Origin of the sequence: Pantoea sp. Lij88 (genome assembly GCF_030062155.1) — a bacterium.
Classification (GTDB): Bacteria; Pseudomonadota; Gammaproteobacteria; order Enterobacterales; family Enterobacteriaceae; genus Pantoea.
In genome coordinates this window covers 1,095,640-1,110,161 of the sequence record NZ_CP118269.1, presented here as the reverse complement: position 1 = coordinate 1,110,161, position 14,522 = coordinate 1,095,640, and the positions used below count along the sequence as shown (strand labels likewise).

Sequence of the window (14,522 nt, the reverse complement as noted above, 5' to 3'; positions counted from 1 at the left end):
AGATGGTCGAATTATTTCAATGGCCAGTGCAGCGACTCCGCCGTCACACCCAGGCTTTCGAGGAGTGAAGCCGCCTGCTGACGCAGCTTAGCGATTAGCGCTTTGCGTCCGCTCACACCCGCCTGCCGGGCCAGCTCGCTTAGCGCATCGGGTGCGGCAACCGCAGCGGCCAGTAACGGGTCGGGCGTGACGCTGGCCTCAACCAGACGCTGCAGCACCGGCAGGCTCGCCTCCAGTGGGCGCTGCGCCCAGGCAAAACCAGCCGCCAGATGGCGATCCTGCGCGGTCAGTCCGTCATCCATGGCCTCTTCAAACTGCAGGTCCAGAGCAATGTGCTGGCGCAACCGCGGCCAGTCGCGCGCCAGCTGGTCTGCCGCCCGGCGCGCCAGTGCCCTGCCCGCAGCAGAACAGGGCAGGATAGCCATCGCCGCATAACAGCCGCTGCTGGCTTCGCGCTGACTACCCATCCGCACCAGGGTAAAACCACAGGCGCGCCAGAACGACCAGAGTGATTCAGTGTAGCCGAAGCTGACAGAGAGATAGTCGTGATCGGCTGCCGCCCTGGCCGCCGCGGCCACAAGCTGCTGGCCGGTTCCCCGGCGACGGCTCTCAGCCGCCACGGCAATGCGGCTGATCCGCAGCGAGCGCAGGGTTGCCGCCTCAGCCAGACCGGCATGGGCTGCCAGTGACTGTGCCACCAGATTCCCGCGCGGTCGTCGGGTGCCCGCCCAGACCGCCTGCGCCAGGTCAGGTTCAAGTCCGCCCTCCTCCACCAGCCAGAGCGCGCCCTGTAACGCAGGCGCCTCGCCCGCCCGCCACAGTTCCATACCCGGCGCATCCAGCAGGCGGCGCAGGTCAAGCGGCGAAGTGCGGTAGTGCGCGCTGGTGAGCAGACGGTAAGCGGCCTCAAGCGTGCTGAAATCGTGACGTTCAACCCGCTGTGGCATCACCGGGGCGTCAGGTGCAGCAGCGGTGGCATCGTCAAACAATAGCGCCTGATTCAGCCACTGCTCCAGCGGATCGAAACGCGACCAGCGCAGCGGCTCATCCAGCGTGAAATAGTGAACCCCGGTAAGCCCGGCGCAGAATTTAAGGATAAACCCGCGCCCGCTGCCTTCGTAGCCCTGCACGGTGGTGGTGAGCAGCACGCGGGGATACCGGCTGACCAGCGCCTGCAGCAGCGGAGCCGGGATCGCCGCGGCTTCATCCACAATCAGCCAGTCCGCCGGTGGCGGCGTCTCCAGCGCCAGCAGCGCATCGGGTGCCATAAAGTGAAAGTGCTCCCCGGCAAAGGTGGCCAGCACCTCTGTTGAGGCTTTGGCTGGCGCGGTGACCAGACAATGGCCATGCTGCCGGGCCAGCATCCCCGCCAGCGCCGATTTACCCCGTCCACGGGCGGCGGTCAGCACGGCGACACCCGATGGCAGCGTCATCAGCTGATCAAGAATTGCCTGTTGCTGTTGCGGTGCCTGACAGTGCCACTGCGGCCAGTCCGGCTGCGCCGGCAAACGGCATGGCTGATGCTGCCGCGCCAGCAGCACCTGGTCATCTGCCAGAATCAGCTGTTGCAGGTGGCGAACAAAATGCGGGGTTGGGATGGGTTCCGCGACGTCCGCCCAGCGCAGGCTGTCGGTGTCAGGCTGTTGCGACCACTGTTCCCAGGGCGGCACCAGCAGCAACAGCCAGCTACCGGCGGTCAGCGTACCGGCCAGCGCCGCGAAAGCTTCGGCATGAAAACCCTGACGGGCATCGAATAGCGCATGACGAAATTCACGGCCAAGCAGCGTGCGAACCGCGCCTGGCTGTTTGTGCAGAACTGACTTTTCAGCGGATGCAGAGAAGAACGGCGCCGGACTCAGTTCAATCCAGTCGCCGATGAACGTTTCACGCCACTCCGCAGCCCGATCTAAGCACCAGGCCGGGTCGCCGCTGATGACTGCCAGACGACGCACACCGGCCTGTTGCATAAACGGCTCCGGGATCATCAGTTGCTGGCGAAGGTGTTGCACTGTCCTGGATCGCCACCATCAAATCCGCGCTTGAACCAGGTGTAGCGCTGCTCAGAAGTCCCGTGGGTAAAGCTGTCCGGCACCACGCGGCCCTGACCTTTCTGCTGCAGGCGGTCATCACCAATGGCCTCAGCGGCATTCAGCGCTTCCTGCAGATCGCCCGCTTCGAGGATGTTCTCCTGCTGCATGTAGTGTCCCCATACACCAGCAAAACAGTCCGCCTGCAGTTCCATTTTCACGGAAAGCTGGTTGACCTGCGTCTGGCTGGCGCCCTGCTGCATTTCACGCACTTTCGGCTCAATGCCCAGCAGTTTCTGAACATGGTGGCCCACTTCATGCGCGACGACATAGCCCTGGGCGAAGTCACCGCCTGCGCCGAGTTTGGTTTTCATCTCGTCATAGAAAGAGAGGTCGATATAAACGGTCTGGTCGGCAGGACAGTAGAACGGCCCCATCACAGACTGTCCGGTCCCGCAGCCGGTGCGGGTTGCGCCGCGATACATCACCAGCTTCGGCGCAACATACTGCTTGTTCATCTGCTTGAACAGTTTGCCCCAGGTATCTTCCGTAGTCGCCAGGATCACCTTCGTGAATTTGGCGGCCTCGTCATCATTAACGCTGACACTACGCTGTTGCTGCTGGCTGGTCGGTGCAACTTCGCCCCCCGTCAGCAGTGCGGTCAGGTCGTAACCGTAATAACCTGCGACAGCGACCACGATCAGCAGAACGATACCGCCTTTACCGCGCGGCAGACGAATCTGACGGCCTCCGCCACCTAAACCGGACGACTGGTCGCGACGGTCCTCTACATTGTCGCTTTCGCGACGCCCTTGCCAGCGCATGCTGTATTCCCTCAGTCATTTTTTCAGATGGCATGATTTTAGTTGTGTGAGGGAGCAATCACCAGCTTTAGACCAAAATGAAAAAAGGAGAGCCGGGGCTCTCCTCTTTCTTTCTGCGTTCTTTGTGCGCTAAAGGCAAACTCAGTCGAGTTTCACGCCCAGTCGCTGTGCTACGGCTTCATAGGCTTCGACCACGCCGCCAAGGCTCTGACGGAAACGGTCTTTGTCCATTTTATCCATCGTCTCTTTGTCCCACAGGCGCGCACCGTCTGGCGAAAACTCATCGCCCAGCGTGACTTCACCGTTAAACAGACCAAACTCCAGTTTGAAGTCGACCAGAATCAGCCCGGCATCGTCGAACAGTTTGCTCAGCACGTCGTTGGCTTTAAAGGTCAGTTCCTGCATCCGCGCCAGGTTCTGCTTGCTGACCCAGCCAAAGGTTTCGCAGTAGGATTCGTTGACCATCGGGTCATGCTTTGCATCATCTTTCAGGAAAAGATCAAACAGCGGTGGATTAAGCACCATGCCCTCTTCCACACCCAGACGTTTTACCAGCGAGCCTGCGGCGCGGTTACGAACCACGCACTCTACCGGCACCATCTCCAGCTTCTTCACCAGCGCTTCGGTATCGGACAGCAGCGCTTCCATCTGGGTCGGGATACCCGCTTCCTGCAATTTGGTCATGATGAAGTGGTTGAACTTGTTGTTAACCATTCCCTTGCGATCAAACTGCTCGATTCGGGCGCCATCACCTGCTGACGTATCGTTGCGGAATTCGAGTATCAGCAGCTCCGGGTTATCGGTGCTGTATACGGTTTTCGCTTTACCGCGATACAACTCAGCTCGCTTTTGCATCTTGTTCACTCCAGACTTGAAATAACGGGTGTTCAGCGGCCAGTGCCGCTGCGGCGATTGCCTTGACGCAATCGTTTACTTCGCCGCGCGCTATTATGCCAAAAACAAAATAAAAAGGCCGGAGAATCTCCGGCCTGAGGCAACTTTATTTGTTCAGCGCCGCCTGGAACACGGCCACCAGCGCATCGTTCTGCGACTGGGTCAGCACATGCCCTTTCGGGTCGATGAACTGCAGACTGGTGCGGTTGTCGAGATCACCGACCTGCACTTTGTAATCACCGTTTTCTAATTCCGGATCTTTCGCACCCACTGAATCCCAGTCGCTGCTGCTCAGTGACTTGTAGGTCACCTTCATGCTGCCGGTAGAGCGGGTGGTATCGGTCACGTCCATCCCGACGCGTTTCATCGCATCAGGCAGACGCTGCCATGCCACGTTGTATGGCGTGCGCAGGATCAGCATGGGCAGGCCGGTGTCATCTGCACCGCTCTGCACATCAATGGCTCCACTCACACGACCCGCCGCCGCGTTTTCACTGGCGGTATCAATCTTGTCCAGACCGGTGCTGAGTTCATTCAGCATCTGCGCGGTATAACGCTGGATCTGTACAGGTGAGGTAATGGTTTTACCATCCTGCTGCAGCTCCAGCAGACGCACGGTGAGCTGCTGCTGATAGCTCTGCGACTGCACGCTGATCTGGTAGCGGCCACGATACTGCTGATCTTCATCAGCACGGTTCCACTGCACCCAGTCGGTTGTCAGCTGCTGGCCGGCGTCATTACGTGAAGCAATCGGGAATTTGTTGGCCTGCACGACGCTGACGACGCGTGGCCAGACTGAACCGCGGTTGCTGTCAATCATCAGTGCGCCAGTGTTGTTGCTGAACTGTGCGCGGGTGCCGTTCATCAGCGCCAGCGGCTGGGCTGGCGGACGGATGTCGAGCTGCTTGCCGGTCGGTGCCTGGCTGGTGATGCGCGGCACGTCGTAATCACCACGCTGTACCGGCAGGATCATTCCGGCAGGCGCTTTCAGTTCACTTAACTGACTGGCTTCAAGATAAGATTCATCACCGCTGACCTGGCGCTTGTAACGCTGATCGCTTGAACAGGCCGACAACAGCATCAGGGTAGAAAGCCCCACCACTGTGGCTACTGTTGACCGCTTTACTGAGTAATTCATTCAAACTCCCTAAATTATCGCAAACCCGCTTTCACCAGCGCCTGCTCCACTTTCGGCTGGCCGGCTGCAGTCAGTGGCGTCATTGGCAGACGCAGCGTGTCGTTAGCGATTAATCCTAGCTGTTTCGCAGCCCATTTCACCGGGATAGGATTGGGTTCACAGAAAAGCGTCTGGTGCAGGTGCATCAGACGCTGATTCAGGCGGCGTGCCTCGACGAAATTGCCCTGCTGTGCAAGTTGACACAGTTCGACCATTTCGCGCGCAGCGACGTTTGCGGTCACCGAAATGACGCCTTTACCGCCCAGTTGCATAAAGTCCAGCGCAGTCGCGTCATCGCCACTCACCAGAATGAAATCTTCATTAACCAGCTCTTGGATCTGACTAACCCGCGATAAGTTCCCGGTTGCCTCTTTGATTCCGATAATATTTTTGATTTCGGCCAGGCGGGCAACGGTTTCCGGCAGCATGTCACAACCGGTACGCGAGGGAACGTTATACAGCATCTGTGGCAGGCTGGTGCTATTCGCAATCGCTTTAAAGTGCTGGAACAGCCCTTCCTGCGTCGGACGATTGTAATAAGGCGTCACGGTCAGGCAACCGACCACGCCGGAATTTTCAAAACGCTTCGTCAGAGAGATGCCTTCAGCGGTGGCATTTGCACCGGTTCCGGCAATCACCGGAATACGGCCATCGGCCAGTTCCAGGGTCAGCATCACCACATCACCATGTTCTTCATGGCTCAGGGTTGCAGATTCGCCTGTGGTGCCGACGGAAACGATCGCCGCGGTGCCGCTGGCGACGTGATAATCAATCAGTTTTTTCAGACTCGACCGGCAGACATTACCGCTGTCATCCATTGGCGTAACGAGTGCAACAATACTTCCCGTAAACATTGGCGATCCCCTCGACAAACAAGTGCTTCATGGTACGTTTTACACTTAGGGAAAAGCAAGCAAGCCACGCCATTCCCGCGCTTGTCAGCAGTTTTTTTTATGTTTACCTTATGGTTATTAGCGAAAGCAGAGGAAAAGCCATTTTGCCGCAATCTCAGCCCCATCATCTGGTGATCACCGCGCTCGGTGTTGACCGTCCGGGTATCGTCAACACCATTACCCGACACGTCAGCAGCTGCGGTTGCAATATTGAAGATAGCCGTCTTGCCATGCTCGGGGATGAGTTCACCTTTATCATGCTGCTGTCGGGCAGCTGGAACGCGATTACACTGATTGAATCCACCCTGCCGCTGAAAGGCGCAGAGCTGGAACTGCTGATCGTGATGAAGCGCACCAACGCCCGGCTCCGTCCGCCCATGCCGGACACGGCGTTCATTCAGGTTGAAGTCGCCGATTCGCCCCATATTATTGAGCGCTTCACCGATCTGATTGATAAGCATCAGATGAATGTGGCCGAACTGGTGTCGCGCATCACACCTGCGCAACACGATTTGCCGCCAACGCTCTATATTCAAATGACGGCCCACAGTCCGACGCGAACCAGTGGCACCACGTTTGAGCAGGCGTTTAATACGCTGTGTCAGGAGCTGAATGCCCAGGGGACGCTGCGTCTCTACAGTGTGTCAGATGCCGACAGCAGCGAATCTGTCAGCGCAGTACGCTAAGCTTTGGTCCATAAACCGGAGTTATTTCTCCACATAACTGGCGAGTGCGCGGCTATGTGGTGAAATACCCCCTGATGGTAATCCTGCCTCTGGCCGTTTCTGGCCGGATGGTGTATTACCCACAGCCTGAATAAGAAAATGGAGAGATGTGATGAATCCACTGAAAGCCGGAGATACTGCACCCGCATTTAGCCTGCCAGACCAGGACGGCGAACACGTGAATCTGACCGACTTCCAGGGACAGCGCGTTCTGGTGTACTTCTACCCGAAGGCGATGACACCAGGCTGCACCGTGCAGGCGTGCGGTCTGCGTGACAACATGGATGAGTTGAAGAAAGCGGGTGTGGAAGTGCTGGGTATCAGCACCGACAAACCGGAAAAGCTGTCAAAGTTTGTCGAAAAAGAGCTGCTGAACTTTACGCTGCTGTCAGATGAAAATCATGAAGTCTGCCAGGCGTTTGGCGTCTGGGGTGAAAAAACGTTTATGGGGAAAACCTATGACGGCATTCATCGCATCAGCTTCCTGGTGGATGCTGAGGGCAAGATCGAAAAAGTGTTTGATAACTTTAAGACCTCGAATCACCACGACATGGTGCTGGATTACATTAAGTCAGCCTGATGTTGAAGGGCGCGGTAGCCCGATCGCCGCGCCCTGCTTACTTTCCCTTCCCCGCCCGTTTCACCCTGCCGTTGCAAAACCTTCCAGGTTTATGCGATTAAGGTGCAGCCACGATAACGCAGTTACGTCCGGCATTTTTCGCCTCATAAAGCGCCGCATCTGCCTGTTTTAAGCTGCTTTCCAGTCCGGCATCCTGTGACCCGTTCCAGGCCGCGACGCCGATAGAGAGGGTGATTCGCCCCACGTCGGTGAGCCAGGCTTCGGCAATGCCAAGCCGCACGCGCTCCGCAATAATCTGCGCCTCATCCAGTGGCGTTCCCGGCAACAGCATCAGAAATTCCTCTCCGCCATTGCGACAGACGACGTCAGACTGACGGGCGCTGGCACGCAGCGTGCTCGCCACCTGCTGAATCACCCGGTCGCCCACGTCGTGGCCCCAGCTGTCGTTAACGTTTTTGAAGTGATCGATATCCAGTGCCAGCACCGAGAAAGGCTGGCGCACCGTGCGGTAGTACTCCAGCACGGCATTAAGCCCGCGGCGATTCAGTAACTGGGTCAGCGGATCGGTCTGCGCCTCCGAGCTAAGGCGGCCGATTTTGTCCTGCACCAGACCAATCCCGGTGAGCAGCGCGCGCTTAACCTGCGCCGCCTCAAAATACCAGGCGGTGATGCCACCGATCTCTTTTGAAACGCCCTGCGCATCCATCCGGCTGGCTTTACGGGCCAGCTGGAAGAGTGGCCGGGCAATCAGCCGCGCCAGTACCACAGCAACCAGCAGGGTCAGCAGCGCGAACGGCACCGAGTTTTTCAGGACCTTCATTAACAGACCCGACAGCGGATCCAGCGTGATTTTAATCGGCTTCAGCGCCACTACCGTCCAGCCGGTGGTCGGCACCACCGCAAAGCCTGCCAGCTGTGTCGTGTTACCCGGACCGGCCATCATCAGCGAGCCATTGGTCTGGTCATCACGCGGACTGACGATGGCAGGCAGCGTTTTGCCAATCAGCTGACGATTCTGGTGATATAGCACCTCATTATTGCTGTCGAGCACATAGATCGTGGTGCCATCCCGGTAGAACTGCTCACCCAGCAGCGCATTCAGAATGCTTTTTTTCTTCAGATAGATCGTGCCGCCGATGTAGCCCAGGTAATCCCCCTCGGGGTTCCAGACTGGCCAGGAGACAAACACCAGCAGATTATTGGCGGCAGAAAGCGTGGGTTTACTGATGATGGGCTGTCGTAGCGTCAGCGCCTCCCGCGAGGCGTCGCTGGTGAGGTGCATCCCTTTCAGCGTCAGGGATTCAGGCGAGATCGCTTTGATCACGCCCTGCGCATCCACTATTGCGACTGAGTTGAAACTGGTGGTCTGCTCGCGCAGGCGATTAACTTCGCTTTCCAGCAGCCCCGCATTACCAAAGTCACGGCTGAGCTGATTCGCGCTGTAGTGCAGTTGCGACTGCGCCAGCTGGAAGAAAATTTCACTGGTTGAGGCGAGCTTGGCGGCATAGGCCCGGTTCGCCTCCAGTGTGGAATCGATCAGCACCTGGCGCTGAACCCGCCAGGTGGCATAGAGCGTATTCGCGAGCGTGATAACAATGCTGACAATCACCAGCAGGGCGATCAGATTGCGCAAATCGGCCTTGGGCCGAAAGAGCTTTAGCATGGCGTCGCCGCCCCGGAGATGAATGTCATGTCGTAAATGCCTGATTATATTTTTATGTGTGCCAGAGGCCCTGATATCCGGGCTTAAGTCTACACTGTGTCAGCATTTTTGAGCAGCATTAAGACAAATTTCACCCCGTTTAATACAGATTTGGCTGGCACTAATCGATTAATCCCTGGCTGTCGTAAAAGGGCCAGGGGCCAGAAAAATGACCAATCGCACACTGATGCGTGACCATTCCCTGCCCCGGTTGCCAGCAGTGCAGCAGAAAGCCGGGCGGTTCCAGAATAAAGTGAGCCGGTCCCTCGGGATCCAGATCCAGCGCCACCTGATGTGACACGCCCGGTGCGACGCAGGCCAGGGTTCCGGCAAAGCGGGTCTGCAGGCTGCGATGCAGATGACCACACAACACCCGCTCGACCTGCGGATGGCGGGCAACGATCGCCTCAAGGGCCTCCGGCTGACGCAGCCGTTGCCGATCCATATGCGCAATGCCACAGGCAAAAGGAGGATGATGCAGCATCACCAGCGTGGGCACTTCGGCAGCCGCGCTCAGTGCCTGATCCAGCCATTGCAGCTGGTGCTCGTCCAGCTCGCCCCACGGCTGTTGCGGCACGCTGGAGTCCAGCGCCAGCAGCCTGACGCCGCCCACGCTCAGCGGCCAGTTCAGGGTCGGTCCCGACTGCAGATAGGCGTGATCCGGGAAGGCCGCACGCAGCGCCTCGCGGTCGTCGTGATTGCCAGCCATCAGATAAAACGGCAGCTCCAGGTGCTGCAGGGCTTCGCGCAGCGTCTGATACTCTTCCGGCCTGCCAAAATCGACCAGGTCGCCGGTAATCACCACCGCATCGGGTCGTGGCTGCAGCGTGTTAAGCGTGTCGATTACCTGCAGCAACGCCGCATGGGTATCGACCTGTTTGTACGAGAGGCGGCCATTGGCCTTGATATGCAGATCGCTGATTTGGGCGATCACTGTGGGTTGAACTGACACAACAGACTCCTTAGCAACTGAATTCCAGCGCGGCCTGACTGGTCAGCGACCAGCTGATGCGCTGCCCCGCCTGCCAGATTTCGCGCGCATGACGCTCGACCTGAATGGGGCTATCCAGCCCGATATCGATCAGTAAGCGCTGTGAGGCGCCGAGAAACGTGCTGCCGACCACCACGCCGCGCTGCGGATAGCGCGTGTCGTCGGCGAGCAGCACATCTTCCGGGCGGCAAAAACGCAGGGGCTGACCCGTGGGATCGTGCGCGATGCAGTTAATAGCGCCGACAAAATCAGCCACAAAACGCGAAGCCGGCCGCTGATAGATGCCCTGCGGCGTATCGAGCTGCACCAGACGGCCCTGCTCCATCACCGCGATGCGATCGCCCAGCGCCATCGCCTCCTGTTGATCGTGCGTGACGTAAACGGCGGTGATCGCCAGCCGCTTGAGCAGCGCGCCGATCTCCAGTCGCAGTCGATCGCGTAGTCTGGCATCAAGCGCCGCCAGCGGCTCATCAAACAGCAGCACTTTAGGCCGGGCGGCCAGCGCACGAGCCAGCGCCACCCGCTGCTTCTGCCCGCCGGACAACTTATCAATCGCGCGATGTGCCAGATGGGTCAGATCCACCAGCGCCAGCATCTCTGCGACCCGCGCCTCACGCTCGGCACGCGGCACGCCCTGCACCTTCAGGCCATAGGCGACGTTCTGCGCCACGTTGAGCGTCGGGAACAAGGCGTAGTTCTGGAACACCATGCCGACATTACGTTTCTCAATCGGCAGCGCGGTGACGTTCCGCTGATCAAACCAGATCTCACCTGGCGCATCACTGCTTTCCAGACCGCTGATGATGCGCAGCAGCGTGGTTTTGCCGCAGCCCGACGGTCCCAGCAGCACCAGCGTTTCTCCGGCGTGAACCCGCAGATCGAGCGGATGCAGCGCGACCTGCTGATTGAAGCGACGCGAGCATTGGCGCAGCGTCACATTGACGGCCTCTTTCATACGGTTTCCTCTTTCTGCTGCCGCGACGTTTGCCGTTCCAGCCAGTGATTACAGGCGTTGAGCAACAGCAGCAGCGGTAAAATCATCATGATAAAAATCAGGGTGTAGGCGGATCCGACTTCCAGCCGCATCGAGGTGTAGCTGTCGGCCAGCCCGACCGGCAGGGTTTTGGTCAGTGGCGTGTGCAGCATCCAGGTAATGTTGAATTCCCCCACCGACAGGGTGATGACCATAAATGCGCCTGCCAGAATACCGTTGCGGCAGTTCGGGACGACCACCGTAAAGAAGCGACGCCAGAAGCCCGCGCCCAGGCTGGCGGCGGCCTCTTCAAGACGCGGCAGATCTATCGCCTGCATCACCGACAGCACCGGCCGGATCATAAACGGCAGCGTAAAGAGCACATGACCGATCAGGATGAAGAGCCAGCTGTCGCGCAACGCGCTGAACTGACCATAAAGCAGAATGATACCCAGCGCGGTGGCGAGGCCCGGCAACGCCACCGGCAGCATCAGGCACTCTTCAATGCGTGAGGCCCAGCGTGACGGTGACTTCAGTAAGCCCCAGGCGGCGGGCACACCAGCGATGACCGTGACCGCCAGACAACTCAGGGCGATCAGCAGCGACAGCCAGAAGGTGTCGGCATACATCTGCCACACCTGCTCCACCCACTTCAGCGTCAGCCCGCTGCGCAGGCCCGCGAAGTAGTTCTGCGTCACGCCCGCCAGCATTGAGAGCACAACCGGCACGATCATAAACAGTGCAGTGAGGCTGGTGATCGCCACCTGCAGCCAGAACAGACCCCGGCGCTTCATGATGATCGCTCCTTCCGGCGTGCAGCAAGCCCGTTAGCCAGCATCAGCGCCAGCCAGGCCACCGCCCCCATCACCACCGAGAGTGCCGCCGCGGTGGCAAAGTTGGCGTAATTGGTGAACTCGCCGTAAATGGTCAGCGGCAACACGGCGAGTTCGGTGCCAAGCGTAAAGGCGGTGCCAAACGCGCCCATGCTGGTGGCGAAACAGAGCGCGCCGCAGGAGAGCAGCGCCGGTTTCAGCCCCGGTATGATGACGTCCATGATGATGCGCCACTGGCTGGCCCCCAGTGAACGGGCCGCCTCTTCCAGCGATCGATCGAGCTTCTCACTGGCCGCCACCAGCGTCACGATAGCCCGCGGCAGCGAAAAGTAGAGATAGCCAATAAATAAGCCGCTGAGTGAATAGGCGAAGACCCAGCGCTCATGAAACAGGCTGAGGCTGAGTTGTGCCAGCACCCCCTGACGCCCCGCCAGCATCACCATCAGAAATCCCACCACCACACCCGGAAAGGCCAGCGGAAAGGTCAGCAGCGCCAGCAGCGTGCCTCGTCCGGGAAAGCGCTTCCGCGCCAGAAAGCAGCCCACTACCGCAGCAATCAGCAGCGTCACCAGCGTCACCGCCGCCGAGAGCAGCACGGTATTCAGCAGGCTTTGCAGATACTGTGGCTGGCTGATCACCGTCCAGTAGCCGCTGTGGTGCGTGGTGCGATCCTCTGTCATCCCCATCTGCAACAGGCGGGCAAATGGCAGCAGCCAGAAGGCCGCGAAGAAGAGCAGCGCAGGCAGCAGCATCCACGGCCAGTTTGCCCCCAGCGGCCGGAGCCGGTGGCGAACCGGCCCGCCAGCGGCAGAGGGAGTGATGGCTGAGATCGACATCAGCGAATCTCACTCAGATAACGCGCGGAGAAGCCCTTCTGCGCATCGGCCATCTGCTGATAATCGACCGTGTGGGCGCGTGCATAATCGCTGTCAGGCAGGAAATATTTTTTCGCTTCGGCTGACATCGCGCCAGCCCGGACCGGACGCAGCCAGGCATTGGCCCAGATCGCCTGACCGGCATCTGACAGCACGAAATCAATCACTTTCTTACCGTTGGCCGGATGCGGCGCGTTCTTCACCAGGCTGATGACGTACGGCACCGTGACCGTTCCCTCGCTCGGGATCACAAACTCGACGTTGGCGTGATCTTTGTAGCGGGCACGATAGGCGTTGAAGTCGTAGTCGATCAGAATCGGGATCTCGCCGGAAATCAGCCGCGCATAGGCGGTCTGCTTAGGCACAATCGGCTGGTTACGTTGCAGCGCTTTGAACCAGTTAATCGCCGGGGTGAAGTCATGCAGGCTGCCGCCTTTGGCCTGATTCACCGCGACCGCCGCGACATAGCCCACAAAGGCGCTGGCCGGATCGAGATAGCCCACCATGCCTTTATATTCCGGCTTCAGCAGATCATCCCAGGATCGCGGCACCGGTGCGCCACCCAGTGCATCCACATTGACCATAAAGCCCGTGGTGCCGGAGTGCAGTGCCACCCACTTGCCCGCTGGATCCTTCATGCCTGCCGGGATCTGATCCCAGTTAGCCGGTTTGTAAGCGCTGACCACGTCGGCGCTGACGGCCTGAATGCCGAAGCTGACGCCGTAATAGACCACGTCGGCGACCGGATTGTTTTTTTCGGCGACCAGCTGCGCCAGCGCCTGTCCGGAATTTTTATTGTCCTGCGGCACATGAATGCCGGTGGCTTTTTCGATCGCCTGGAGCTGCGTGGCCCAGTCGGCCCACTCTGGCGGACAGTTGTAGCAGATCGCATTTTCCGCCGCCTGCGCCCACGAACTGGTGAGCGTGCATCCGGCCAGCAGTGCAGCGCTGGCGATCTGTTTGAGATTAACGGTGAGTGACATGATGTTTCCCTGAAATAGAACCATGAAATGCCGGGGCGATACTCTCCCCGAGCCGTAAGTGATGGGCCAGCAAATGGGTTTTGCCGCCCGGATTCAGAAGCAGATCAATGGCGCGCGTGCCCATCAGCGCAATCGGCTGCACCACGCTCGCCAGTGACGGTGAAAGCTGTTCGCCCAGTTCGATGCCGTCGAAACCGATCACGGAGAGCTGATGCGGCACGCTGATCCCAGCGCGCGCAGCGGCACCCAGCAGGCTGATAGCCAGCAGATCGTTACTGCAAATCACCGCCGTCAGCGGCGAAGGGGCATTCATCAGCGGCAGCAGCGGTCTGAAATCGGAGTGGATATGGCTGGGCATCTCAATCATCGCCTGCGGCTGGAGACCCGCCTGTTGCATGGCCTGGCAGTAGCCGAGATAGCGCAGACGCGCACGGTCAGATTGCTGCATCGGGCCAGCGGCCATAACAATGTGGCGGTGGCCGAGAGCGATGAGATGGGCGGTCGCTTCCGCCATCGCTTTGCGATTGTCCACGCACAGCGCGGGCCATTCATGCTCTTGCGGCACGTTGTGGGTCAGCACAAAAGGCATCTTCGCCGCTGCCAGCGTCGGCAGCAGCGCACTGCTGTCGGCGTCTGCTACCGTCAGAACCAGACCGGCGACACGCTGAAGCAGCATATGTTCGACGATGGCCGCTTCCCGCTCAGGCTGATAATCGCTGGTCGCGACCAGCAGCGCATAGCCTGCCTGCCGGGCCTGCTGCTCCATCGCCTGCAGCTGCAGGGCAAAAACCGGATTAAGCAGTGAAGGCAGCAGAACGCCAAGCGTCGTGGAGTGTTGGGTGCGAAGCTGACGGGCAATATGATTCGGGCGAAAGCCCATCTGTTCAGAGGCGGCAAGCACCTTCTGCAGCGTGCCAGGTTTCAGCAGGTGAGGATCAGAAAAGGCGCGCGCAGCGGTTGCGCGGGAGACCCCTGCCAGTCTGGCTACGCTGATTAAATCGGTCATGACAGCCTCGTTTATCGTGAATGAGATCGATCTCATTGC

General features: G+C 59.2%; 14 protein-coding genes. 2 read left to right on the top strand and 12 right to left on the bottom strand.

Features of this window, described 5'->3' with window-relative positions; genetic code table 11:
* Positions 1 to 11: 11 nt before the first annotated feature.
* The 5 genes from PU624_RS09055 to dapA form a co-directional block, all read right to left on the bottom strand.
* Positions 12 to 1,967 carry a tRNA(Met) cytidine acetyltransferase TmcA gene (locus tag PU624_RS09055; protein ID WP_283547348.1) on the bottom strand — a complete coding sequence of 652 codons (1,956 nt, stop codon included), beginning with the start codon at positions 1,965 to 1,967 and terminating at the stop codon, positions 12 to 14.
* A gap of 17 nt (positions 1,968 to 1,984) precedes the next feature.
* On the bottom strand, positions 1,985 to 2,851 hold the full coding sequence (ypfJ, locus tag PU624_RS09050) for a KPN_02809 family neutral zinc metallopeptidase (protein WP_283547347.1): 867 nt from the start codon (positions 2,849 to 2,851) through the stop codon (positions 1,985 to 1,987).
* A gap of 141 nt (positions 2,852 to 2,992) precedes the next feature.
* The gene (purC, locus tag PU624_RS09045) at positions 2,993 to 3,706 is read right to left on the bottom strand and encodes a phosphoribosylaminoimidazolesuccinocarboxamide synthase (protein WP_283547346.1); all 714 of its coding nucleotides are present in this window, start codon (positions 3,704 to 3,706) and stop codon (positions 2,993 to 2,995) included.
* Between the two features lie 145 nt (positions 3,707 to 3,851).
* Positions 3,852 to 4,883, bottom strand: coding sequence for an outer membrane protein assembly factor BamC (gene bamC / locus PU624_RS09040; protein ID WP_283547345.1), 1,032 nt, complete (start codon positions 4,881 to 4,883; stop codon positions 3,852 to 3,854).
* Positions 4,884 to 4,897: 14 nt separating this feature from the next.
* Positions 4,898 to 5,776 (bottom strand): 4-hydroxy-tetrahydrodipicolinate synthase, encoded by an 879-nt coding sequence (dapA, locus tag PU624_RS09035; RefSeq protein ID WP_010260008.1) that lies wholly within the window; start codon positions 5,774 to 5,776, stop codon positions 4,898 to 4,900.
* Between the two features lie 143 nt (positions 5,777 to 5,919).
* Between dapA and PU624_RS09030 the strand changes: the two genes are divergently transcribed.
* Both PU624_RS09030 and bcp read left to right on the top strand, forming a co-directional pair.
* The gene (locus PU624_RS09030; RefSeq protein ID WP_283547344.1) at positions 5,920 to 6,501 is read left to right on the top strand and encodes a glycine cleavage system transcriptional repressor; all 582 of its coding nucleotides are present in this window, start codon (positions 5,920 to 5,922) and stop codon (positions 6,499 to 6,501) included.
* A 151-nt stretch (positions 6,502 to 6,652) separates the two neighbouring features.
* Complete coding sequence (bcp, locus tag PU624_RS09025) at positions 6,653 to 7,120, top strand: thioredoxin-dependent thiol peroxidase (protein ID WP_090958780.1); 468 nt, start codon at positions 6,653 to 6,655, stop codon at positions 7,118 to 7,120.
* 97 nt (positions 7,121 to 7,217) lie between these two features.
* On the opposite strand, the gene PU624_RS09020 is transcribed toward bcp, so the two are convergent.
* The 7 genes from PU624_RS09020 to PU624_RS08990 form a co-directional block, all read right to left on the bottom strand.
* Positions 7,218 to 8,783 carry a sensor domain-containing diguanylate cyclase gene (locus tag PU624_RS09020; protein WP_283547343.1) on the bottom strand — a complete coding sequence of 522 codons (1,566 nt, stop codon included), beginning with the start codon at positions 8,781 to 8,783 and terminating at the stop codon, positions 7,218 to 7,220.
* A 160-nt stretch (positions 8,784 to 8,943) separates the two neighbouring features.
* A complete protein-coding gene (locus PU624_RS09015) occupies positions 8,944 to 9,774 on the bottom strand; it encodes a phosphodiesterase (protein ID WP_283547342.1) in 831 nt (276 codons plus the stop codon).
* Between the two features lie 10 nt (positions 9,775 to 9,784).
* Complete coding sequence (locus tag PU624_RS09010; RefSeq protein WP_283547341.1) at positions 9,785 to 10,768, bottom strand: ABC transporter ATP-binding protein; 984 nt, start codon at positions 10,766 to 10,768, stop codon at positions 9,785 to 9,787.
* Positions 10,765 to 11,580, bottom strand: a complete 816-nt coding sequence (locus PU624_RS09005) for an ABC transporter permease (RefSeq protein WP_266307848.1) — start codon at positions 11,578 to 11,580, stop codon at positions 10,765 to 10,767. The genes PU624_RS09010 and PU624_RS09005 overlap by 4 nt, the downstream gene beginning before the upstream one ends.
* On the bottom strand, positions 11,577 to 12,455 hold the full coding sequence (locus PU624_RS09000) for an ABC transporter permease (protein ID WP_283547340.1): 879 nt from the start codon (positions 12,453 to 12,455) through the stop codon (positions 11,577 to 11,579). The genes PU624_RS09005 and PU624_RS09000 overlap by 4 nt, the downstream gene beginning before the upstream one ends.
* A complete protein-coding gene (locus PU624_RS08995; RefSeq protein WP_283547339.1) occupies positions 12,455 to 13,477 on the bottom strand; it encodes an ABC transporter substrate-binding protein in 1,023 nt (340 codons plus the stop codon). The genes PU624_RS09000 and PU624_RS08995 overlap by 1 nt, the downstream gene beginning before the upstream one ends.
* Positions 13,461 to 14,483: a LacI family DNA-binding transcriptional regulator gene (locus PU624_RS08990; RefSeq protein WP_283547338.1), complete on the bottom strand. Its 1,023-nt coding sequence runs from the start codon at positions 14,481 to 14,483 to the stop codon at positions 13,461 to 13,463. The genes PU624_RS08995 and PU624_RS08990 overlap by 17 nt, the downstream gene beginning before the upstream one ends.
* Between the last annotated feature and the right edge of the window lie 39 nt (positions 14,484 to 14,522).